At 72.5% G+C, this 21052-nt stretch carries 20 protein-coding genes; 11 read left to right on the plus strand and 9 right to left on the minus strand.

The genetic code is table 11. The annotated features are described in order from the left end of the window. Positions 1–105 precede the first annotated feature (105 nt). From ABZ899_RS15880 to ABZ899_RS15895, 4 genes are all read left to right on the plus strand, one after another. Entirely contained in the window at positions 106–2001 is a 1896-nt protein-coding gene (locus ABZ899_RS15880) for an ABC transporter ATP-binding protein (RefSeq protein WP_361345906.1), read from the plus strand. Then, the gene (locus ABZ899_RS15885; protein WP_361345907.1) at positions 1998–3785 is read left to right on the plus strand and encodes an ABC transporter ATP-binding protein; all 1788 of its coding nucleotides are present in this window, start codon (positions 1998–2000) and stop codon (positions 3783–3785) included. The genes ABZ899_RS15880 and ABZ899_RS15885 overlap by 4 nt, the downstream gene beginning before the upstream one ends. 540 nt (positions 3786–4325) lie before the next feature. Beyond that, a complete protein-coding gene (locus ABZ899_RS15890) occupies positions 4326–4796 on the plus strand; it encodes a DUF5709 domain-containing protein (RefSeq protein WP_361345909.1) in 471 nt (156 codons plus the stop codon). Positions 4797–4922: 126 nt separating this feature from the next. Then, positions 4923–5186, plus strand: coding sequence for a type B 50S ribosomal protein L31 (locus ABZ899_RS15895; protein ID WP_361345910.1), 264 nt, complete (start codon positions 4923–4925; stop codon positions 5184–5186). Positions 5187–5239: 53 nt separating this feature from the next. Here ABZ899_RS15895 and ABZ899_RS15900 read toward each other — a convergent pair whose 3' ends face one another. Continuing rightward, the gene (locus tag ABZ899_RS15900; protein ID WP_361345912.1) at positions 5240–6034 is read right to left on the minus strand and encodes a metal-dependent hydrolase; all 795 of its coding nucleotides are present in this window, start codon (positions 6032–6034) and stop codon (positions 5240–5242) included. A 145-nt stretch (positions 6035–6179) separates the two neighbouring features. Here ABZ899_RS15900 and ABZ899_RS15905 point away from each other — a divergent pair, with 145 nt between their 5' ends. Next, positions 6180–8693 carry a DUF3516 domain-containing protein gene (locus ABZ899_RS15905; RefSeq protein WP_361345914.1) on the plus strand — a complete coding sequence of 838 codons (2514 nt, stop codon included), beginning with the start codon at positions 6180–6182 and terminating at the stop codon, positions 8691–8693. Positions 8694–8712: 19 nt separating this feature from the next. After that, positions 8713–9582: an acyl-CoA thioesterase II gene (locus ABZ899_RS15910; RefSeq protein ID WP_361345915.1), complete on the plus strand. Its 870-nt coding sequence runs from the start codon at positions 8713–8715 to the stop codon at positions 9580–9582. On the opposite strand, the gene ABZ899_RS15915 is transcribed toward ABZ899_RS15910, so the two are convergent. Then, positions 9569–10474, minus strand: coding sequence for a DUF6397 family protein (locus ABZ899_RS15915; protein WP_361345917.1), 906 nt, complete (start codon positions 10472–10474; stop codon positions 9569–9571). The two genes, ABZ899_RS15910 and ABZ899_RS15915, sit on opposite strands and share 14 nt — an antisense overlap. Positions 10475–10600: 126 nt before the next feature. Then, positions 10601–11014, minus strand: coding sequence for a roadblock/LC7 domain-containing protein (locus ABZ899_RS15920; protein ID WP_361345919.1), 414 nt, complete (start codon positions 11012–11014; stop codon positions 10601–10603). Between the two features lie 95 nt (positions 11015–11109). Here ABZ899_RS15920 and ABZ899_RS15925 point away from each other — a divergent pair, with 95 nt between their 5' ends. Continuing rightward, entirely contained in the window at positions 11110–11538 is a 429-nt protein-coding gene (locus tag ABZ899_RS15925) for a PPOX class F420-dependent oxidoreductase (protein WP_361345921.1), read from the plus strand. Positions 11539–11574: 36 nt separating this feature from the next. Here the strand turns inward: ABZ899_RS15925 and ABZ899_RS15930 are convergent, their stop codons facing one another. The 5 genes from ABZ899_RS15930 to ABZ899_RS15950 form a co-directional block, all read right to left on the minus strand. Next, the gene (locus tag ABZ899_RS15930; RefSeq protein ID WP_361345923.1) at positions 11575–12180 is read right to left on the minus strand and encodes an ATP/GTP-binding protein; all 606 of its coding nucleotides are present in this window, start codon (positions 12178–12180) and stop codon (positions 11575–11577) included. A gap of 215 nt (positions 12181–12395) precedes the next feature. After that, positions 12396–12809, minus strand: coding sequence for a DUF742 domain-containing protein (locus tag ABZ899_RS15935; protein ID WP_361345924.1), 414 nt, complete (start codon positions 12807–12809; stop codon positions 12396–12398). Between the two features lie 22 nt (positions 12810–12831). Beyond that, complete coding sequence (locus ABZ899_RS15940) at positions 12832–13269, minus strand: roadblock/LC7 domain-containing protein (protein ID WP_361345926.1); 438 nt, start codon at positions 13267–13269, stop codon at positions 12832–12834. After that, positions 13266–15782: a sensor histidine kinase gene (locus ABZ899_RS15945; protein WP_361345928.1), complete on the minus strand. Its 2517-nt coding sequence runs from the start codon at positions 15780–15782 to the stop codon at positions 13266–13268. The genes ABZ899_RS15940 and ABZ899_RS15945 overlap by 4 nt, the downstream gene beginning before the upstream one ends. Positions 15783–15848: 66 nt before the next feature. Further along, the gene (locus ABZ899_RS15950; RefSeq protein ID WP_361345929.1) at positions 15849–16622 is read right to left on the minus strand and encodes an MHYT domain-containing protein; all 774 of its coding nucleotides are present in this window, start codon (positions 16620–16622) and stop codon (positions 15849–15851) included. Positions 16623–16774: 152 nt separating this feature from the next. Here ABZ899_RS15950 and ABZ899_RS15955 point away from each other — a divergent pair, with 152 nt between their 5' ends. The 4 genes from ABZ899_RS15955 to ABZ899_RS15970 all read left to right on the plus strand — a co-directional run bounded on the left by ABZ899_RS15955 (position 16775) and on the right by ABZ899_RS15970 (position 20497). Continuing rightward, entirely contained in the window at positions 16775–17374 is a 600-nt protein-coding gene (locus ABZ899_RS15955) for a class I SAM-dependent methyltransferase (protein ID WP_361345931.1), read from the plus strand. 205 nt (positions 17375–17579) lie between these two features. Continuing rightward, a complete protein-coding gene (locus ABZ899_RS15960; RefSeq protein ID WP_361345933.1) occupies positions 17580–17876 on the plus strand; it encodes a hypothetical protein in 297 nt (98 codons plus the stop codon). Positions 17877–18023: 147 nt separating this feature from the next. Beyond that, a complete protein-coding gene (locus ABZ899_RS15965; protein ID WP_361345935.1) occupies positions 18024–18887 on the plus strand; it encodes a hypothetical protein in 864 nt (287 codons plus the stop codon). A 242-nt stretch (positions 18888–19129) separates the two neighbouring features. Next, positions 19130–20497 (plus strand): tannase/feruloyl esterase family alpha/beta hydrolase, encoded by a 1368-nt coding sequence (locus ABZ899_RS15970; protein ID WP_361345937.1) that lies wholly within the window; start codon positions 19130–19132, stop codon positions 20495–20497. A 52-nt stretch (positions 20498–20549) separates the two neighbouring features. On the opposite strand, the gene ABZ899_RS15975 is transcribed toward ABZ899_RS15970, so the two are convergent. Next, positions 20550–20732 carry a hypothetical protein gene (locus ABZ899_RS15975; RefSeq protein WP_361345939.1) on the minus strand — a complete coding sequence of 61 codons (183 nt, stop codon included), beginning with the start codon at positions 20730–20732 and terminating at the stop codon, positions 20550–20552. Positions 20733–21052: the final 320 nt, after the last annotated feature.

Raw genomic sequence — 21052 nt, forward strand, 5'->3', positions numbered from 1 at the left:
TGCGTGGTCGCTGGTCGAGAGGGAAACAACCCAGAGCGTCGACCTCCCCGCGCCGGCACCCCTCCTCTCCCCTCCCCCTTCCCTGTCACGAGCCACTGGGACGTCATGCAGATTCAAGACCTTCCGTATCCCGACCCGGGAGTGCCCGACGCCCGCTCCGGTCCCCGCTTCCTGTGGTGGCTCTTCAGGAACCAGCTGGACGGCCAGTTCAAGGCCCTCGCCTGGGGACTGCTCCACTTCCTGTCGGTGTCCGCGCTGCCGTTCTGCGTGGGCGTGGCCGTGCAGGCCGTCGTCGACCGGTCCGGAAGCCGGCTCGCGCTGGCCGGCGGGCTGCTGGCCCTGTGCTGCGCGGGGAGCGCGCTCGGCGACACCTTCCTGCACCGCACCGCGGTCACCAACTGGATCACCGCGGCCGCCCGCGTCCAGCAGGTGCTGGCCCGCAAGGCCGCCCATCTGGGCTCGGCGCTGACGCGGCGGGTCGCTGCCGGCGAGGTCGTGGCCGTCTCGACCGGGGACGTCGAGAAGATCGGCTGGTTCGTCGAGGCCCTGTCGCGCTTCACGGCGGCGGCGGTCACCATCGTCGTGGTCTGCGTCGGTCTCGTCGTCTACCAGCCCGCGCTGGGCGTGGTCGTCGCGGTGGGCCTGCCCGTGCTGGCGCTCGCCGTCCTGCCGCTGCTCCCTCGCGCGACCCGGCGGGCCGACGTCCAGCGCGAGAAGGCGGGCCGCGCCACGGAACTGGCCTCCGACACCGTCGCCGGGCTGCGCGTCCTGCGGGGCATCGGCGGCGAGGAGCTCTTCCTCGACCGCTACCGCGCGGCCTCCCAGGAGGTGCGCCACGCGGCGGTGCGCAGCGCCCGCATGTGGTCCCTGATCTCCGCCATCCAGGTCCTGCTGCCGGGCCTGCTGCTGATCACCGTGGTCTGGTACGGCGTCCGTCTCGCCGGTGAGGGCCGCGTCTCCGTCGGCGAACTCGTCGCCGTCTACAGCTCGGTCATGATCCTCACCTACCCGCTGCGGCACTTCGAGGAGATCGCGATGGCGTACTCCTTCTCCCGGCCCTCGGCCAGGCGGGCCGCGAAGGTGCTGGCGCTGGAACGGGCCACCGACACCGGTGGCACACGGGCCGGGACCGAACTGCCGTCCGGTGACCTGTACGACCCGGCGACCGGACTGCTCGCCCCGGCCGGCCGGTTCACGGCCGTCGTGTGCGGCGACCCGGACGCCGCCGGACGACTGGCCGAACGGCTCGGCGGACACCCCTCGGAGAAGGGCGAGTCGGTCCTGCTGGGCGGTGTGCCGCTGGACGAGGTGCCGCTCGGCACCGCCCGTACGGCCGTCCTGGTGCAGGACAAGGACCCGGTGCTGCTCTCCGGCACGCTGCGCGACCTCCTCGACGTGCCCCGGTCGGGGGACGTCGGTCCCGAACCGGCGCTGGCCGCCGCCCAGTGCCAGGACGTCCTGGCCGCGCTGGTCCAGGGGTCCGTCGGCGCCGCGGACCCGATGGACGCCCGGATCACCGAACGGGGGCGGTCCCTGTCCGGCGGCCAGCGCCAGCGGCTCGCTCTCGCCCGGTCGCTGGTCACGGACCCGGAGGTCCTCGTCCTGGACGAGCCGACCTCGGCCGTGGACTCCCACACCGAGGCGCGGATCGCGCAGGGTGTGCGGGAGCTGCGGGCGGGGCGCACCACGGTGGTGTTCACCTCCTCGCCCCTCCTCCTGGACCGCGCCGACCGGGTGGTCCTCCTCCACGAGGGCGAGGTCGTCGCCGTCGGCGTCCACCGGGAACTGCTGCACACCGAGCCCCGGTACCGAGCCGTGGTGACCCGCGAACCCGACGAGGACCGGGACGAGAGCCGGGAGGAGGGCCCGAGCGAGGGCCGGCAGTCGCCGGTTCCGGGCGTGCCCGGCATTCCGGCGGGCGCGCGTGCCCGGTCCGCTCTGGACGGCGTCATGAAGGAAGACGTCATGAAGGAACTGGAAGAGATCGAGGAGTCGGCATGATCGGCGTTGCGCCCCCGGCCTACGACCCGGCGGCCCCGACGACCGCGAACACGCTGCCGGTAGGCGCCCCGGCGACCGTGCGCGCCTACGTGGCCGAGTTGTTCCGCCGGCACCGCCGCGCGTTCCTGCTCCTCGTCCTCGTGAACACGGTCGCGGTGGTCGCCTCCATGACGGGGCCCTGGCTGCTGGGCGGACTGGTGGAGCGGGTGTCCGACGGGGTCGCCGCGCGCGATCTCCGTCTGGAGCTCACCGTCGGGCTGTTCGTGGCCGCGCTCGCCGTCCAGGCCGTGTTCGTCCGGCAGGTGCGGCTGCGCGGCGCGATGCTCGGCGAGCGGATGCTGGCCGATCTGCGCGAGGACTTCCTCGTCCGGTCGGTCGGGCTGCCGCCCGGTGTGCTGGAACGGGCCGGGACGGGCGATCTGCTCTCCCGGATCACCACCGACATCGACCGCCTCGGCAACGCCATGCGCGAGGCGGTGCCGCAACTCGCGATCGGCGTGGTGTGGGCGGCCCTGCTGCTGGGCGGGCTCGTCGTGACCGCGCCGCCGCTCGCCGCCGCCGTGCTCGTCGCGGTGCCGCTGCTGGTGGCGGGCTGCCGCTGGTACTTCCGGCGGGCGCCCGCCGCCTACCGCTCGGAGGCCGCCGGGTACGCCGCCGTGGCCGCCGCGCTCACCGAGACCGTGGACGCCGGGCGCACGGTGGAGGCCCACCGCCTCGGCGAAAGCCGGATCGAGCAGTCCGACCTGCGCATCAAGCAGTGGACCGCCTGGGAGCGCTACACCTTGTGGCTGCGGTCGGTGCTGTTCCCGGTCATCACCGTCACCCATGTGACCGTCCTGTCCTCCGTGCTGCTCATCGGCGGTGTGTTCGTCCTCCAGGGCTGGATCGGGGTCGGCCAGCTGACCACGGGCGCGCTGATCGCCCAGATGCTGGTGGACCCGGTCGGGCTCATCCTGCGCTGGTACGACGAGCTCCAGGTGGCTCAGGTGTCCCTGGCCCGTCTGGTCGGCGTACGGGACATCGAGCCGGACGCCGGCGACGCCCGGCTGACGCCGGACGGGCGGGACGTGCACGCGGACCGGGTCCACTTCGGCTACCTGGACGGCGTAGACGTGCTGCGCAAGGTCTCCCTGGAGGTCGCGCCCGGCACCCGGCTCGCCCTGGTCGGCCCCTCGGGCGCCGGCAAGTCCACCCTGGGCAGGCTGCTCGCCGGCATCTACGCGCCCCGGGACGGCCGCGTCACCCTCGGCGGCGCGGAGCTGTCCCGCATGCCCGCCGAACGCGTCCGCGCCCATGTGGCGCTCGTCAACCAGGAGCACCACGTCTTCGTGGGCTCCCTGCGCGACAACCTGCTGCTGGCCCGCACCGACGCGACCGACGCCGAGCTGTGGGAGGCGCTCCGCGCGGTCGACGCGGACAGCTGGGCCCGCGCGCTGGACGAGGGTCTGGACACCGAGGTCGGCTCCGGCGGGTTCGCGCTCACCCCGGCCCAGGCCCAGCAGATCGCGCTGGCCCGTCTGGTACTGGCCGACCCTCACACCTTGGTCCTGGACGAGGCGACCTCGCTCCTCGACCCTCGGGCCGCCCGCCATCTCGAGCGCTCGCTGGCCCGGGTCCTCGACGGCCGCACGGTCGTCGCCATCGCCCACCGCCTGCACACGGCCCACGACGCGGACCTCATCGCCGTCGTGGAGAACGGCCGCATCAGCGAGCTCGGCAGCCATGCCGAGCTGGTGGAGGCGGACGGCGCATACGCGGCGCTGTGGCGGTCGTGGCACGGGTGAGGGGGTGTCTCGAGCAGCCCCGCCCGGGGCGGCTCGGGCGCCCCGGCCGTGCACGGCTCGGCCGGGGGTGGTCCCGCCTTCGGCGGCTCGGAGGATGACCGGCGCAGGGCGGGCCGCCCCCAGGCGGCTCGGATGGCCCGGCCTCGCGTGGCTCGGGTGGGTCGGGCTGCTCGGTTGTGAGCCTGCATGTCGGCGGGACCGTGAACCGTGGTCCGCGGCTGTCCCGGCTGACCACGCTCGGCGTCGGCTCCTCCAGGGGGCGAGGGGCGCCGGCCGCCCGGAGGCCGGCCCTCCCCCGGGTCGGCACGGCCGTCCCGGCGCCGGGATGGCCGTCCGCTGCCCGTGCCCGGAAGGCCACAGCCCGGGGCCGTGCCGTTGCGCGGGGGCGAAAAGGGGTGGAAGGCTGGATATCGGCACCGGTTCGGGGAGCACCCGTGAACCTCGCGGCTCGCGCCGGGTGCGCCCTGTGCCCCGCGTCGCGGCGCCACGCCGTCGACCGCGGTGACACCTAGGGCCCTTCCCCACCACCTGGAGGTACCCGTGAACAGCGCCGATGGATGGGGTGACGACGTCTACCAGCCCGACAACGACGACCAGCGTGAGGACACCGGTGTCCTCGACGTCGAGGACACCCTCGAGGATGACGGCGTCGACGATCCGCTGGACCGCGGCTGGTCCCCTCCGGAACGTCCCTGGGCGGTGAACCACTACGGCGTCACCGCCGCCGAGGCCCGTCGGGGCGAGCCCCTCGACCAGCGGCTCGCCGAGGAGATACCCGACCTCACCCCCCCGGACGGTGACGACGTGGGGGACGCCAAGGACACGGACGGGGAACCGCTCGACAAGGAGGTCGGGTACAGGCGCTCCGGACGCCTCGTGGCACCGGACGAGGGTGCCCACGAGGACGAGGAGAGCGCGCTCGTCGCCACCGACGTCGGCATCGACGGAGCGGCCGCGTCCGCGGAGGAGGCCGCGGTGCACACCATCGACGAGGACATCGTGTTCCCCTGACGCCGAGCCCGGTCCGCACGGCCCGGTCACCCGCCGTACCCGTCCCCCGGTGCCCTCACGGGACGGCCCGCACCTCGACTCCCGGACCTCCACCTCCGGCCCGACGCCGCCACATGAGGAGTACGCATGCAGCAGGACAAGCACCCCGACTACCACCCGGTCGTCTTCCGTGACCGCGCCGCCGGCTACGCCTTCCTGACCCGTTCCACCGCGACCAGCGAGCAGACCATCGAGTGGGACGACGGTGAGACCTACCCGGTCGTGGACGTCGAGATCTCCTCGGAGAGCCACCCCTTCTACACGGGCAAGGCCCGCACGGTGGACACCGAGGGCCGCGTCGCCGCGTTCGAGCGGCGGTACGGAAGCGGCGGGGCCGGTCAGGGCAGCTGACCCGGTGTCCGGAGGGCGGGGCCCACGACCGGAGGAACAGGGCCGTGGCCCGGTCAGATCACGTTCAGCGCCGCCGCGCCGCCCACGCCGCCCAGGACCATGAACGCCGGCATCAGCACCTTGAGCTCCACCCAGCTGCCGGCCCGGAAGCGCATGAACGCCGGCGGGCCGAGCGGGTACCAGCGCTTGCGTCCCACCGGGATGGGCCACAGGATCGGGCAGCCGGACACGGTGAGCGCGTCCCCGATGTCGTGCACCAGGGCACCCAGCACGACGGGTAGGCCCAGCCACAGGTACTCCTGGCCCGGTGCCGTGAACAGCCAGTCCGAACCGTGGCCCGGCTTGCCGAGGACACCCGCGAGGATCCATGAGCTGGTGGCGGCGAGCAGCCACACCAGCACGTCGGCGCTCGCGCCTCGCGTCGCGCGCCACAGCAGGCCCTCGATGGCCAGCACCAGGTGCACGAAGAGGATCGCCAGCACCGCCCAGCGGCCCCCCTCCAGAGCCAGGGCCGAGGTGCCGCCGCCGATGAGGGCCGCCCACAGCCAGGTGTGGGTCAGCGTGCGGTGGCCGCCCGAGCGCCGGGGGTCGCCCGGTTTCTTCGTGCCCTTGTAGATGGCGTACGACAGCTTGTCGATGATCTCGCAGAGCCAGCGGGACAGCGGTCCGAAGGCCCGCGAGATGGTGGCCGCCTTGTGGTCGAGGTCGGGTGCCAGCGCGGCTCCGGCGCAGATGAGCGCACCGGTGAGGAGCACCGGCCACGGCATCCCGTGGCCCGTCGCAGCGGCGGCCGCTCCGACGCCGAGCCAGGCGGCGGCCCCCGACAGTGAGTGTGCTGGTCCCATCATGGCCGTGGCCCGCCCCATTCCTCGTGTGCCGCTGTCCAGTTGACCGAGTCCGCTGACCTGCGGTCGGCGACACAGCGTAGCGTTCGCGATCTTCGTCTCCAGAGCCGATTCCCCTGTGCGGGCACCGGGCAGGCAAGATGGGTGGGTGACCCTCATCGATCAGCTGCCGAAGACCGCCGACCCCGACGCCCTCTACGAAGCCTTCGAGTCGTGGGCCCGGGAGCGTGGTCTCACGCTCTACCCCCATCAGGAGGAGGCGCTGATCGAGGTGGTCTCCGGCGCGAACGTGATCGTGTCGACGCCCACCGGCTCCGGCAAGAGCATGATCGCGGCGGGCGCCCACTTCGCGGCGCTGGCCCGTGACGAGGTCACCTTCTACACCGCGCCGATCAAGGCACTGGTCTCGGAGAAGTTCTTCGAGCTGTGCAAGCTCTTCGGCACGGAGAACGTCGGGATGCTGACCGGCGACGCGTCCGTCAACGCCGACGCGCCCGTCATCTGCTGCACCGCGGAGGTGCTCGCGTCGATCGCGCTGCGTGACGGCAGGCACGCCGACGTCGGCCAGGTCGTGATGGACGAGTTCCACTTCTACGCGGAGGGGGACCGCGGCTGGGCCTGGCAGATCCCCATCCTGGAACTGCCGCAGGCCCAGTTCATCCTGATGTCGGCGACGCTCGGCGACGTCTCGATGTTCGAGAAGGACCTGACCCGGCGCACGGGCAGGCCGACCGCCGTGGTCCGCTCGGCGACCCGGCCGGTGCCGCTGTCCTACGAGTACCGCCTCACACCACTCACCGAGACGCTGACGGAACTGCTGGAGACCAAGCAGGCTCCGGTGTACATCGTGCACTTCACGCAGGCGCAGGCCGTGGAGCGGGCGCAGGCGCTGATGAGCATCAACATGTGCACGCGCGAGGAGAAGGACCAGATCGCCGAGCTGATCGGCAACTTCCGGTTCACCACCAAGTTCGGCCGGAACCTGTCCCGGTACGTCCGGCACGGCATCGGCGTCCATCACGCCGGCATGCTGCCGAAGTACCGGCGTCTGGTGGAGAAACTGGCGCAGGCCGGACTGCTGAAGGTGATCTGCGGCACCGACACGCTCGGCGTCGGCGTCAACGTGCCGATCCGCACGGTGCTGTTCACGGCCCTGACCAAGTACGACGGCAGCCGGGTCCGTACGCTGCGCGCCCGCGAGTTCCACCAGATCGCGGGGCGCGCCGGGCGGGCCGGCTTCGACACGGCGGGCTTCGTGGTGGCGCAGGCACCCGAGCACGTCATCGAGAACGAGAAGGCCCTCGCCAAGGCCGGCGACGATCCGAAGAAGCGCCGCAAGGTCGTCCGCAAGAAGGCCCCGGAGGGCTTCGTCGGCTGGACGGAGAACACCTTCGAGAAGCTGATCGCCTCGGAGCCGGAGCCGCTGACGTCCCGTTTCCGGGTCACGCACACCATGCTGCTCTCGGTGATCGCCCGTCCCGGCAACGCGTTCAAGGCCATGCGGCACCTGCTGGAGGACAACCACGAGCCCCGCAAGCAGCAGCTGCGGCACATCCGGCGCGCGATCGCGATCTACCGGTCGCTGCTGGACGGCGGCATCGTCGAGAAGCTCGACGAACCGGACGCCAACGGCCGCATCGTCCGGCTCACGGTCGACCTCCAGCAGGACTTCGCGCTCAACCAGCCGCTGTCGACGTTCGCGCTGGCCGCGTTCGAGCTGCTGGACCCGGATTCGCCGTCGTACGCCCTGGACATGGTGTCGGTCGTGGAGTCCACTCTGGACGATCCGCGGCAGATCCTCGTCGCCCAGCTGAACAAGGCGAAGGGCGAGGCCGTCGCGGCGATGAAGGCGGACGGCGTGGAGTACGAGGAGCGCATGGAGCGCCTGCAGGACATCTCGTACCCCAAGCCCCTGGAGGAGCTGCTCTTCCACGCGTACGACACGTACCGCAAGAGCCACCCGTGGGTCGGCGACCACCCGCTGTCGCCGAAGTCCGTCGTGCGGGACATGTACGAACGGGCCATGTCCTTCACCGAGTTGGTGTCGTTCTACGAGCTGGCCCGGACCGAGGGCATCGTGCTGCGCTACCTCGCCAGCGCCTTCAAGGCCCTCGACCACAACATCCCCGACGATCTGAAGTCCGAGGACCTGCAGGACCTGATCGAGTGGCTCGGGGAGATGGTGCGCCAGGTCGACTCCAGCCTGCTGGACGAGTGGGAGCAGCTCGCCAACCCCGAGGTGATGACCGCGGAGGAGGCCCAGGAGAAGGCCGACGAGGTCAAGCCGGTCACCACCAACGCCCGTGCCTTCCGGGTCCTCGTCCGCAACGCGATGTTCCGGCGCGTGGAGCTCGCCGCGCTCGACCAGGTCGAGGAACTGGGCGAGATGGACGCGGAGTCCGGCTGGGACGCCGACGCGTGGGGCGAGGCGTTGGACAAGTACTGGGACGAGTACGACGACCTCGGCACCGGGCCGGACGCCCGCGGACCCAAGCTCCTGGTGATCGAGGAGGAGCCGGCGAACCGGCTGTGGCGGGTGCGCCAGATCTTCGACGACCCCAACGGCGACCACGACTGGGGCATCAGCGCGGAGGTCGACCTCACGGCATCCGACGCGGAGGGCCGCGCGGTCGTCCGTGTCACCGACGTCGGCCAGCTGTGACCTCAGGAGAGACGCACCCATGACGACCAACCCGGCCGAAAGCCTCGTCGACCTGCTCGACCTGGAGCAGATCGAGGTCACCATCTTCCGCGGCCGCAGTCCGCAGGAGTCCTTGCAGCGGGTCTTCGGCGGCCAGGTGGCCGGCCAGGCGCTGGTCGCCGCCGGACGCACCACCGAGGGCGACCGCCCCGTGCACTCGCTGCACGCGTATTTCCTGCGCCCGGGACGTCCCGGTGTGCCGATCGTGTACCAGGTCGAACGGGTACGGGACGGCAGGTCGTTCACGACCCGCAGGGTCACCGCCGTGCAGCAGGGCCGCACGATCTTCAATCTCACCGCCTCCTTCCACAAGCCCGAAGAGGGAAGCTTCGAGCATCAGTTGCCGCCGGCCCGCGAGGTCCCGGCGCCCGAGTCGCTGCCGACGGTCGCGGACGAGATCCGTGAGCATCTCGGCGCGATGCCGGAGCAGTTGGAGCGGATGGCCCGGCGCCAGCCCTTCGACATCCGCTACGTCGACCGGCTGCGCTGGACCGAGGACGAGGTCAAGGGGGCCGAACCGCGCAGCGCGGTGTGGATGCGCGCGGTCGGACCGCTGGGCGACGACCCTCTGGTGCACACCTGCGCGCTGACGTACGCCAGCGACATGACGCTTCTGGACGCCGTGCGTATCCCGGTCGAGCCCCTGTGGGGTCCGCGGGGCTTCGACATGGCGTCGCTTGATCACGCCATGTGGTTCCACCGGCCCTTCCGGGCGGACGAGTGGTTCCTCTACGACCAGGAGTCGCCGATCGCGACCGGCGGGCGGGGACTCGCCCGGGGCCGGATCTACGACCGGGAGGGCCGTCTGCTGGTGTCGGTCGTCCAGGAAGGGCTGTTCAGGGCGCTTTAGCCGCAGCAGGCCGGCGGCGGAATCGGCCCAGGACCCCGCGCGGTGCCTTCGGTCCTCCCGGCGGGGGCGCGAGGGGCCGCGGCGGGGCAGGAGTCCGTGGTGGCGTGGGGAGCGGTGCGGGCCGTGCTTCCCGCGCCTCCCGTACGAGCGCGGTCAGCTCGGTCCTCAGGAGACCGACCTCGTCCGCGTCGTCCGCCGTCATGATCCGCTCGGCGATGCGCGCGGCGGGAGATCCCGGAGCACCGGTCACCGGGGGCCCCGGCCGGAAGCGGTTCAGATGGGACCGCTCGTAGGGGTCGGGGACGGCCGTCGCGATCTCTGCCGGGTCGAGGAAGGCGGCGAACGCTCCGGCCCTCTCCCACAGGCCGTCGGACTGGCGCAGCAGGAACCCGCGGTGCCGCCCCCGCCAGTTGCGCGGCCGCAGGTCGACGCCTGCGGCCAGCAGGGCCCGCGGACCCTCGGGCATCCGGCGGGCTTTCAGGAGCGGGACGTTCTCCTCCTCGGCCGCGAACCGGCTCAGCTCTTCGGCGAGGTACAGCCAGACGACCGCGCGGTACCGGTTGAGATACCACGTGGTGGGGACGACCAGGCCCAGGCGGGCGAGTCGAGTGAACCGGCCGGCGGGTACGTCCAGGAGCCGCGCGGCCTCAGCCGTGCCCACGACCTCGACCCGGGCCAGCAGTGACTCCGGGAATCCCTGCGCCGAGCGCACCCGGTCGATCTCGGACCGGGTGACGCGGCGGCCGCCGCCCCCTCCCTCGTCGGGAACCGTCCGGATCAGGCCGAGGTGCACGGCGAGGTCCAGATCGCTTCGCCGGAGCCCCAGGTCCCGCGCCGCGCGGCTCGGTGTGAAGGGACGCTCGAGTCGGGTTGTGATGGTGTCGCCAGACATGCTGTGTCTCCCCCGTGGAGTCGATCGGTCACGCTCGGTGCGTGCGCCGTGACAGAAATGTAGCCCGGTCACCGCCCGTCGTGGCGGGCCTGTGGACAACTCCGTCGGGGTGGACGAATCAGCAGGTCAGAGGTCTGTGGAAGGGGCGGTCCCGGGCAGCCGCGCGTCCACGTCGAGATGTTCGCCCACCCGGTTGACGAGCAGGGTCATCTCGTAGGCGATCTGGCCGATGTCGCCCTCCGCGCCGCTGAGCACGCACAGGCAGCTGCCCGACCCGGCCGCGGTCACGAACAGGACGGCGTCGTCGAACTCGATCATCGTCTGGCGGACTCTGCCCGCGCCGAAGTGCCGTCCCGAGCCCTTGGCCAGGCTGTGCAGTCCGGACGAGACGGCGGCGAGGTGCTCGGCGTCCTCCCGCCTCAGTCCCTTGCTCGCTCCGGTCACCAGCCCGTCGTTCGACAGCACCAGCGCGTGCCGCACGTGATCGACGCGTTGTGTCAGGTCGTCCAGCAGCCACCCGAGCTTCTGGTTCTGCGCCATGGTCCGATCTCCCCGTGTAGATGAGTCCTCCGGCACGGAGGAACTCTTCGACACCATTCCGGACCATCCGGCCCGCGGGCAAGGAGGATGGGGGCATGGCGAAGAAGATGACCGAGGACGAATGGCGGGCGTTCGTCTCGCAGGGCACCCGCACCGGAAAGCTCTCCACGGTGCGGGCCGACGGCAGCCCGCACGTGGCACCGATCTGGTTCCTGCTGGACGGCGACGAGCTGGTGTTCAACACCTCCGCGTCCAGCGTGAAGGGCCGCAACGTGGTCCGTGACGGCCGGGTGGCGCTGTGTGTGGACGACGACCGTCCGCCGTACGCGTTCGTGGTGATCCAGGGCCGCGCGCGCGTGTCGGAGGATCTGGACGAGTTGAGGCACTGGGCCGGGCGGATCGGGGCGCGCTACATGGGCGAGGAGCGCGCCGAGGAGTTCGGGGCCCGCAACGGCGTGCCCGGCGAACTCCTCGTCCGCGTCGCGATCGACAAGGTGCTGGCGGAGCGCGACGTCGCCGAATGATCCGGCGTCGCGCGCGGCCGGGACCGGGCGAGCCGGTCAGCCGACGGAGTCGAGAAGCCGGGCGGTGTGCATCCGCCCGGCGTACTCGACGAGGCGGATCAGTACCTCTTTCCCCGAGTCGCGGTCCCGGGCGTCGCAGATCACCACCGGTGTCCCCCGGTCCAGGTCCAGGGCGCGGGCGACGTCCTGGACGCCGTACGCGCGGGCCCCGGGGAAGCAGTTCACGGCCACGACGAACGGGATGTGCCGGTGCTCGAAGAAGTCGACGGCGGGGAAGCAGTCCTCGAGTCGGCGGGTGTCCGCGAGGACGACGGCGCCCAGGGCGCCCTGGGACAGTTCGTCCCACAGGAACCAGAAGCGGTCCTGGCCGGGGGTGCCGAAGAGGTAGAGGGACAGGCCGGACCGGATGGTGATGCGCCCGAAGTCCATGGCGACCGTCGTCGTGACCTTGTGGTCCACGCCGTCGGTGTCGTCCACCGACTGCCCCACCTCACTGAGCAGTTCCTCGGTGCGCAGCGGCTTGATCTCGCTGACCGCGCCCACCAGGGTCGTCTTGCCCACGCCGAACCCGCCGGCGACAAGGATCTTCAACGCCAGGGCGGACGTGTCGCCGTCGGAGGCGTCGGAGTGCTCGGAGACCATCGCTCACTTCTCTCTGGAGTGCCGGCATAGGTCGACGTCACTGCGCGAAGTCAGCATCATGACAACGGCCCGTCCTCTGCGTGGGGTTGGATCGCTTTTTGCCCGATGCGACCGTCTCGTACCTGTTCGATGTCCGTACGGGTGCGCGCGGGGGGCCGTAGGGACCGCCTGGGTTCGGAAATCTCACGCCCCGCCCTCCCGTCTCCGTCCGGCGGCTACAGCGCACGCAGGCCCTCGATGACCTCGCGCAGGATGCGTTCGTCGGGCAGGTGGGCGGGGGGTACCGGACGGCTGACGGTGACCCGCCCGCGTTCCAGCAGGTCGCCCAGGAGCACCCGGACCACGCCGACGGGCAGGTCGGCGCCCGCCGCCAGTTCCGCGACCGACTGGGTCTCCGGCCGGCACAGTTCGATCAGGGCACGGTGTTCCGGCCCGAGGGTGCTGTCGTCGTCGGTGCCGGGTGCGGCGGTGGACAGGGTGACGAGGGCGATCAGGTCGAACTTCACCCCGGTGGGGCCGGGTCTGGTGCGTCCGCCCGTCATCGCGTACGGGCGGACCAGGGGCCCGGCCTCGTTGTCGTACCACTGACTGCCCTGCTCGCGCCGGGTGTCGGGGTCTTGCGCGTTCATCTGCGCCGGCCGCCCTTCCGTCTCATGCCCCGGCGGGCGGCCGGGTGGTGGTGCGGGTCGGGGTGCGAAGGTGCTCGCCGACCCGCTTGACCATGCGTGCCATCTCGTAGGCCACCAGACCGATGTCGGCGGTCACCGCGGTCAGGACGGCGAGGCAGGAACCGTCGCCCGCCGCCGCCACGAAGAGGAAGGCGTCGTCCATCTCGACCATGGTCTGGCGCACTCCGCCGACCCCGAAGTGGCGGCCGGTGCCCTTGGCCAGCGAGTGGAACCCGGAGGCGACGGCGGCGAGATGCTCGGCGTCGGAGCGGCGCAGATCGGACGACGAGCCCACAGCGAGCCCGTCGTTGGAGAGCACGACGGCGTGCCGCACCTCGCTCACCCGCGCCACCAGGTCGTCCAGCAGCCAGTCGAGTTCGCCGGACCGGCCGGCGGCCCTCATGCTCGGGTCCGGGATCATGCGAAATCTCCTTCGCTGCCGTCGTGGCGCTCTGCGGGGTCGGATGGGGTACCACGGCCGGGCGGCCTGCCGCCGCCGCGCGCCCACCCGTCGCGGTACGCGGCCATGCGGTCCCTGACGACTTCGGGGGTGCGCCCGTGGTCGGGCCGGTCCGCCGGTGCGGTCCGCGCGGGGTCGTCGGCGTGGCGTTCGCGCAGCTGAGGCGCGAGGCTCGCCTGCCGGACCCGGCGTGGCAGGTCGTCGGTGACGCGGGAGTCGTCCGGGGGCCGGTGAACTCGCAACGTCGTGACTCCGGGGGGTGAGGTGCGGGTCGGCTCGGGCGCGGGTGGCGCGGGCGCCATCAGGGCGGGGCGTTCGGCGGTGGTGGGGACGGACTCCTGGCGCCGTCCCGTGACGGGCACGCGCGCGTAGTCGTGTTCGTCGGGCCGCTCGGCGTCGGCCGCGTCGTGGCTGGAACGTTCCGCCGGGCTGTCGTGCAGCAGGGCTGTGGGCAGCAGCACCACGGCGGTGGTGCCGCCGTACGGCGAGGTGCTCAGGTGCACCTTGATGCCGTGCCGGGAGGCGAGCCGACTGACCACGAACAGGCCGAGCCGGTCGCTGTCGAACAGGTCGAGCGCCTCGGACTGCTCGATGCGCCGGTTGGCCTCGGCCAGGGCCTCCCTGCCCATCCCGAGGCCGCGGTCCTCGACCTCGACGGCGTACCCGTTGCCCACGGGTTCGCCGGTGACGCGCACACGCGTGTGCGGGGGCGAGAACTGTGCCGCGTTCTCGACGAGTTCGGCCAGGAGGTGGGTGAGGTCGGCGACGGCCGCACCGAGGACGGACGCCTCGGGGAGCTGCCGTACCTCGACGCGCGCGTAGTCCTCGACCTCCGAGACGGCCGCACGCACCACGTCGGTGAGGGAGACCGGCATCCGCCACGCTCGCCCCGGAGCCGCACCGGAGAGGATGATCAGGCTCTCCGCGTGGCGCCGCATGCGCGTGGTGAGGTGGTCGAGCCGGAAGAGGTCGCCCAGTTCGTTCGGGTCGTCGCTGCGCCGCTCCATGCTGTCCAGCAGGGTCAGCTGGCGGTGCACGAGGACCTGGCTGCGGCGGGCGAGGTTCACGAAGATCCCCGAGACGCCGCTGGCGAGTTCGGCGCGCTCCACGGCCGCCCGCAGGGCCGCGCGGTGCACGGTGTTCAGGGCCTCGCCGACCTGTCCGGCCTCGTCCTCGGCCGACGGCCCGGGCGGCGCCTCGCTGCGGACGTCGATCTCCTCACCGGCGCGCAGTCTCCGCATGGCCTCGGGGAGTTTGTGCCGCGCGATCTCCAGAGCCGTGTCCCGCAGGGTCACCAGTTCCACGACGAGTCCGCGCCCGATGCGCACGGAGATGACGAGCGAGGCGGCGACGGCGAGCAGACCGAAGAGCACGGCGGTGCCGGCCGGGGTGAGCAGCCCCCGGGTGAACGGGTCGGCGCGGTCCGCGACCGCGCGTCCGGCGTCCTGCTGGATGGTGCGCATCGCGCCCTGCACACGTGCGTGTGCCGTGCTCCACCCGGCCCCCGGGCCCGCGTCGGCCGTCGGCGCCGGTGAGCCGGGCCGGGCGGCGGTGACCGTGTCCTCCAGGGCGGTGACGGCCGCGTAGTCGTCGCCGGTGGCGAGCCGCCGCCAGGCCGTGCGCTGGGCGCCGCGCAGATCGGCGACGGCGGAGTCGGTGAGGGTACGGCGGGTCCCGACGGCGCCGGTGAACAGCCTCAGCCGCGTGCCGTCGAGGCGTCCGGCGAGGCGGGCACTGTCCAGCACCGCCTGTTCCTGGGCGAGCGCCTCTCCCGCGCGGGCGAATTCGAGCAGCACGCGCGCGTCGGAGCCGAGGTCGGCGTCCTGGACGCCGGTCAGCGCGCCCAGCACGGCGAAGGCGCTCTCGATGGTCCCCGTGTACTGCCCGTACGCTCCCTGCCAGCCGGAGCGGCGGTCGAGGACGTCGTCCCGCACCACGCTCAGCCGCTCCGCGCCCGTCACGAAGGTCGTGAGCCGTGAGGCCACCCCGGTGGGGAACTCCTCGCCGTCGGCGACCGTGTTGCGCTCCCCGAGCCGCAGTTTCGCCACCGCCTCGCGGCTGTCCCCGGCCAGCCGCCTGTAGTCCGCAGCACGGCCTTCGGACGGATCGGTCGCGTACCGCACCGCCGCCGTGCGCTCGGCCTGGAGCGCGGCCACGGCGGCCGTGACGGGGTCCCTGATCCCGTCGTCGACGCGCTGGAGCTGGCGCAGCCGGGCGACGTCCTGCGCCGTGGTGACCGTGGCGAAGGCCCACAGGGCCAGCAGCGAGACGACCGGGACCATCAGCAGGCAGACGACCTTGGCGCGGACCGTGCGGGGACGCAGGGCGCGCGGGGGCGCGGTGCCGGAACTCGCGCCCGGTGAGTCCTCCGGGCCTTCGTCGGCCGGCGGTCCGGCGTGTGCGCGGCGTCCTCGCACGGGAGGCGGGGACGGGGGTCCGGCGTCGGCTGCGGTGCTGCTACGGGGGGTACGCATGGCCTCCTCGATCGGGAGTGGTTCGGGGACCTGCTCCGGTGGGCCGCGCGGGCCCCATGGGCTCGGTCAGCCGGTGGTCCGTCCCACGGCGCGCGGGGCCGGCGCGGGCGCCTCACGTCTCCCGGTGGCGGGCGACAACGCGACGAAGGCGGAGGTCAGGAAGAGGTAGGACCCGAGGCCGACGGCGAGGGGGAAGATGAACTGCATCGCCGTGGCCCCGGGCAGAACCCCGCCGGCCGGGACGACGTCCACACGGACCGCGAGCATCCCGGTGTAGTGCATGCTGCTGACCGCCGCGCCCATGATCAGGGAGGCGACGGCGACCGCGACGGGGGACTTGATGTTGAGCGCGGCCCACAGCGCGGCCGTCGCCGCGGCGACGGCGATCAGGACCGAGAGCCCGACGAGGGCGGGGTCGTAGGTGATGTCGCCGTTGAGCCGTACGGCGGCCATGCCCAGGTAGTGCATGCTCGCCACACCGATCCCGGTGGTCAGGCCGCCGAGGAACAGCGCGCGCGTCCGGTCCTTGCTGTAGCCGACGGCGAAGACACCGCCGCAGACGACGGCCATGGCGACGAGGAGGCTCAGGACGGTGAGCGGCACGTCGTAGCGGATGTCGGTGCCGCTGACGCTGAAGCCGAGCATGGCCACGAAGTGCATGGTCCAGATGCCGGTGCCGATCGCCGAGGCCGCGGTGACGAGCCAGTTCCGGCGGGAACGGCCGGTGGCGCCGAGCGCGCGCACGGTGCAGCGCAGTCCCAGCGCGGCGCCCGTGCACGCCATCACGTACGACAAGGCGGGGGTCAGCCAGCCGAGGGCGGCGTGGTCCAGGTGTCCCATGGCCCCGGGACGCTAGCCGGGGCACGGGAGCACGAAGGGGGCGCATTTCGAAAGGTGTTGGAATATGACCCGGAGATGCGCCGGAACGACCGCATGAGGCTCGAACGTGTGCACAGCGGCGTCACTCGTGCTGGTGAGGGATCATGCGGGGCATGAGCGACGACCACGCAGACGTGCAGGAGTTCTTCACCGCCCGCGCCGCCCAGTGGGACAGCCGGTTCCCGGACGACGGCCCCGCCTACGCGGCGGCCGTCGCCGAGTTGGGACTGGGCGAGGGCGATCGTGTGCTCGACGCGGGCTGCGGCACCGGCCGCGCGCTGCCGCCGCTGCGCGCCGCGGTGGGCACCTCGGGCGTGGTCCTGGGCGTCGATCTCACCCCGGCCATGCTGGAGGCCGCCGCGCGCGCCGGACGCGACCGTGACGGGCGGTTGCTGCTCGCCGACGTGGCCGCCCTGCCGTTGCGGCCGGGATCGGTGGACGCCGTGTTCGCGGCCGGACTCATCGCGCACCTGCCGCAGCCGGCGGACAACCTGCGCGAGTTGGCCCGGGTCGTGCGGCCCGGCGGCACGCTGGCCCTCTTCCATCCGATCGGCAGGGCGGCGCTGGCGGCCCGGCACGGCCGCCGGCTCACCCCGGACGACCTGCGCGCCCAGGCGAACCTGCGGCCACTCCTGGCCGGCTCCGGGTGGCACATGACGTCGTACGTCGACGAGGACGACCGCTTCCTGGCCCTGGCGACGCGGACGTCCTGACCTCTCGGGGGCGGCCGGCCCATGGCGGCCGGCCCTGAGGCGGCGCCCGGCGGCCGCCGCGGCGGCGACGCCCCCTTATGCGGCGGCGACCGCAACTCCTACTTTGGGACCGTTGGACGAGCGTTCGCGTCCCTCGTCACGTTCGTTCGTCCGCACTCTCGTTCGCCTTGCACGGTCATTCGTCCTACAGGGGGAAGGTGCCCACATGTGGAGCAGACTGCGCGAGTCGTGCGCCAGAGTCTTCCGCTCCTTGCGTCTGGAGCCGGACAGCGGCAAGGACTCCGGCACGCACAATCTGTTCGAGGCCGCCGCCGTGTACGTCTCGGCGCGCGCGGCGGACGACCAGGAGCGGATCGACGAGGCCAGCGGCTGGGTGTCACCGGAAGCCCTGTCCTTCGGAGTGAGCGAGCTGGCCTGCCGGGCCGTCCTCACGCTCGCCCGCGAGCGCGAGGAGTCCCCGCAGGCCGTCGCGCGAGCGCTCCTGGGGCTCCCTACCACGTGACATAGGCCGCGCCATGGGTGCCGTTCGCGGTCGATTTCGCCCCGTGCGGCCGGAAACCTGCAGGCCCGGGGTGTCTCGGAGTCGTGACAAGGGGCTTGCGGGCGCACTAGGGTGCGCGCCGATGGACGAACCGATGGGGAGGCTGGGATGGCCGGGACGGACGAGGAGGCCGTCGCCGCCGCGGACGATGCGCTCTATGTGCTCACGGCGGTGCTGCTGACGCCGGCGAAGTTCCCGAGCGTGCTGGGCGACGACTATCCGGAGGCCTGCGCGGCGCTCGGACTCGCGCCGCTCGCGGAGGGCTACGGCCTGGTGCTCGGCCAGGACGGCGACGGTGCCCGGTGGACGGTGGTCATCGACGACGTCTCCCTGGTGGCCGTGGCGATCGCGTCCTGGGACTGCGGGATGGAGTACGACCTGTCGCCGGACGAGCGCACCGTCGTGGCCGCCCTTCCCGGCTGGCCGCTCGCCGTCGCCGTGGCCGCCCCCAACGTGCCCGCACCGCACGACCCGGACCCCGAGATCGCGGACGGCCCGCCGCTGGCACCGCCCGACACGAGCGTGTGGGGCCCGGCCCAGCGGCGGCTCGGCGCCGACGAGATCGCCCTCCAGTGGGCGATGTGGCGGGAGCAGATCGACGACGACGCCTTCGCCGCGGCCGGAAGCGCTGCCGCCGCCACCGGGGCGCCGGAGGAGGGCGAGCAGGACGAGCGGAGCGAGGACAAGCCTGCCGCCCAGGGAGGCCACAGCGGTATCCGGCGGGTGCTGGCCGAGGCACGCGCGTACGTGGACTCCCCGCCGCCCCTGGGCCGCGTCCGCTCGTCCTTCGCCTCCGGCGACGCCCGCACCCTGCGGGCGGACGGCCCTGGCTGGTCCCTCGTCGCCCGGACGGACGACATCGCGTTCGTGCTGCTGGACGACGAGCCCGGCGAGGTCCTGCCGGTGGGCCGCGGACCGGAGCTGCCGGGGCTGCTGGAGGCGCTCGACAAGATGGCGGTACGCCCCAGCTGAGCCTGCTGACGCGCTGACGCACGGTCCTTCCGCCGGCGGGACGTCATGCGTCCGCGCCGTCCAGCGGTGGCTTCCGCCCGCCGCATGCGGACACGACCGACCCCCTGTCGTGGGGACCCATTCGGCAGCGGCGTTCCATGTGGTGCCAACCCATGGAGGAGGCGGAGCCCGGACCGCACCATGGGGCAGCCCTCGAGGCTTGCTTCCCTCATGTGCTCGTCCCTTCCGCCAGGAGTGCTGCCATGCGCCTGACCAGAGCTGTTCCGTTTCTCGCCGCCACCCTGCTGGCCGCGGCCCTCGGTGCTCCCGGACCCGTCGCGGCCGCGACGGGGGGCGAGCAGCACTGCGCCCGCCAGGACCGCCTGCGGGTACCGGGTGCCGCCTTCCAGCAGGCCGCGTGTCTCGCGGATCTGACCACGACGGGCCTCGCCGGTACGCCGTACACCGACATGGCCGACCAGGCCGGGCTGACGGCTCGCGGCACCCGGACACCGTCGGGGGTTCCCGGGGTCCAGGTCGACGGCTACTTCCCGGACTCCTCCCGCTTCAACTCCACGCATGGCTGGAACCATGACGCGCAGTTCGTGATCCGGCTGCCGGACCGCTGGAACGGCGGCCTCGTGGTGACCGGGGCGCCGGGGACCCGCAAGCAGTACGCGACGGACACGGCGATCTCCGACCAGGTGCTGGCGCAGGGATACGCCTACGCGGCGACCGACAAGGGCAACAGCGGCGCCGACTTCTACCGCGACGGCCGGCGCCCCGGCGACGCGATCGCCGAGTGGAACAGACGCACCACCGAGCTCACGCGGGCCGCACGCAAGGCCGTGACCCAGCGGTACGGCCAGGCTCCCCGCCGGACGTACATGACCGGCATCTCAAACGGCGGGTATCTCACCCGCTGGCAACTGGAGAACCACCCCGAGCTCTACGACGGCGGCGTCGACTGGGAGGGCGCGCTGTGGACGGCGCACGGTCCCAGTCTCCTCACCTCCCTGCCGACCGCCGTGGCACGCATGCTCGGCTCCGCACGCGACGAGGACCTGTACGCGGCCGGCTTCGCCCGCGGCTCCGAATTCCTGTGGCCCTATCACGAGCGGGCGTACTGGGGTGTCACGCAGAAGATCTACCGCGCCGAGTTCGACCCCGCGTACGACCCGGCCTGCCCGGGAGCCTCGGCCGGCACCACCGCTGAGGAGATCCTGGCACCCTGCGCCTCCGACGCCTCCTACGACTACGCCTCCCGGCCCGCCTCCGTGCATCGCGCCGTGGCCCGCGTCGCCCTGAGCGGACGCATCGGCCGCCCCCTGATCACCCTGCACGGCGATCTGGACACCCTGCTGCCGAAGGCCGCCGACTCCGACGTGTACGCGCGCATGGTCGACGGACGCGGACGGAGCCGGCTGCACAGCTATGTCACCGTCGCCGGCGGCACGCATGTCGACGGCCTGTACGACACCTATCCGGACCGGCTCCGCCCGATCCTGCCCTGCTACCGGTCCGCCTTCGACAAGCTTGTCTCGTGGGTGGAGCGAGGCGTGCGTCCGCCCGCGGACCAGACGGTCGCGAAGCCTGTGGACGGCGACGTGGTCAACTCCTGCGCGCTGTAACTGCCTGTCCTGCGCGCTGTAACTGCCTGGTCCGCCGCCGGCAGGGGGCCGGTCAGCGACCGAGCTCCTTGCGGGTGGCGCGGCGCAGCCTGCGCCGCTGTGACGGGTCGAGCGTGAGGTAGGCGGCGGCCGGCACTCCCAGCACTATCAGCAGTGCCGCCCACCAGGGCAGCCAGATCAGCAGGACGAGGCCGACCGCCACTCCTCCCGCGGCGATCTTCGCGTTCTTCGACATGTGCGTCGCCTCCTTCGCGGCCGCTGCCGCTCTCTGACCTGAAAACGGGTCCGTGCGTCCGGCAGTTCCACACCGCACCCCTGAGACGACCCTGAGGTGCGACCCCTAGTGGTCGGGAATGGGTCGGGAATGAGTCGGGAAGGGCCGGGCCGGTCCGCAGTCGCCGCGAGGCCGTTCCGACGCTCCTCGCCGCACCTGGGAACTCGACTCGACCGCCCATCAGATCGGTGACCTGGGTCACATCATGACCGTACCCGCTGGGCGGACGGATGGTGTACTGTCGGCGACTCTCTCCCGGTAGTCAAATTTGAGGAGTGCTG

The sequence above is a fragment of the Streptomyces sp. NPDC046859 genome, assembly GCF_040645135.1.
GTDB lineage: Bacteria > Actinomycetota > Actinomycetes > Streptomycetales > Streptomycetaceae > Streptomyces.

What these genes read in the sequence shown, in the direction of transcription:
- ABZ899_RS15880 (WP_361345906.1), top strand. Translation starts at nt 106, where the DNA reads ATGCAGATTCAAGACCTTCCGTATCCCGACCCGGGAGTGCCCGACGCC.
- ABZ899_RS15885 (WP_361345907.1), top strand. Translation starts at nt 1,998, where the DNA reads ATGATCGGCGTTGCGCCCCCGGCCTACGACCCGGCGGCCCCGACGACC.
- ABZ899_RS15895 (WP_361345910.1), top strand. Translation starts at nt 4,923, where the DNA reads ATGCAGCAGGACAAGCACCCCGACTACCACCCGGTCGTCTTCCGTGAC.
- ABZ899_RS15900 (WP_361345912.1), bottom strand. Translation starts at nt 6,034, where the DNA reads ATGATGGGACCAGCACACTCACTGTCGGGGGCCGCCGCCTGGCTCGGC.
- ABZ899_RS15910 (WP_361345915.1), top strand. Translation starts at nt 8,713, where the DNA reads ATGACGACCAACCCGGCCGAAAGCCTCGTCGACCTGCTCGACCTGGAG.
- ABZ899_RS15915 (WP_361345917.1), bottom strand. Translation starts at nt 10,474, where the DNA reads ATGTCTGGCGACACCATCACAACCCGACTCGAGCGTCCCTTCACACCG.
- ABZ899_RS15920 (WP_361345919.1), bottom strand. Translation starts at nt 11,014, where the DNA reads ATGGCGCAGAACCAGAAGCTCGGGTGGCTGCTGGACGACCTGACACAA.
- ABZ899_RS15925 (WP_361345921.1), top strand. Translation starts at nt 11,110, where the DNA reads ATGGCGAAGAAGATGACCGAGGACGAATGGCGGGCGTTCGTCTCGCAG.
- ABZ899_RS15930 (WP_361345923.1), bottom strand. Translation starts at nt 12,180, where the DNA reads ATGGTCTCCGAGCACTCCGACGCCTCCGACGGCGACACGTCCGCCCTG.
- ABZ899_RS15935 (WP_361345924.1), bottom strand. Translation starts at nt 12,809, where the DNA reads ATGAACGCGCAAGACCCCGACACCCGGCGCGAGCAGGGCAGTCAGTGG.
- ABZ899_RS15940 (WP_361345926.1), bottom strand. Translation starts at nt 13,269, where the DNA reads ATGATCCCGGACCCGAGCATGAGGGCCGCCGGCCGGTCCGGCGAACTC.
- ABZ899_RS15945 (WP_361345928.1), bottom strand. Translation starts at nt 15,782, where the DNA reads ATGCGTACCCCCCGTAGCAGCACCGCAGCCGACGCCGGACCCCCGTCC.
- ABZ899_RS15950 (WP_361345929.1), bottom strand. Translation starts at nt 16,622, where the DNA reads ATGGGACACCTGGACCACGCCGCCCTCGGCTGGCTGACCCCCGCCTTG.
- ABZ899_RS15955 (WP_361345931.1), top strand. Translation starts at nt 16,775, where the DNA reads ATGAGCGACGACCACGCAGACGTGCAGGAGTTCTTCACCGCCCGCGCC.
- ABZ899_RS15960 (WP_361345933.1), top strand. Translation starts at nt 17,580, where the DNA reads ATGTGGAGCAGACTGCGCGAGTCGTGCGCCAGAGTCTTCCGCTCCTTG.
- ABZ899_RS15965 (WP_361345935.1), top strand. Translation starts at nt 18,024, where the DNA reads ATGGCCGGGACGGACGAGGAGGCCGTCGCCGCCGCGGACGATGCGCTC.
- ABZ899_RS15970 (WP_361345937.1), top strand. Translation starts at nt 19,130, where the DNA reads ATGCGCCTGACCAGAGCTGTTCCGTTTCTCGCCGCCACCCTGCTGGCC.
- ABZ899_RS15975 (WP_361345939.1), bottom strand. Translation starts at nt 20,732, where the DNA reads ATGTCGAAGAACGCGAAGATCGCCGCGGGAGGAGTGGCGGTCGGCCTC.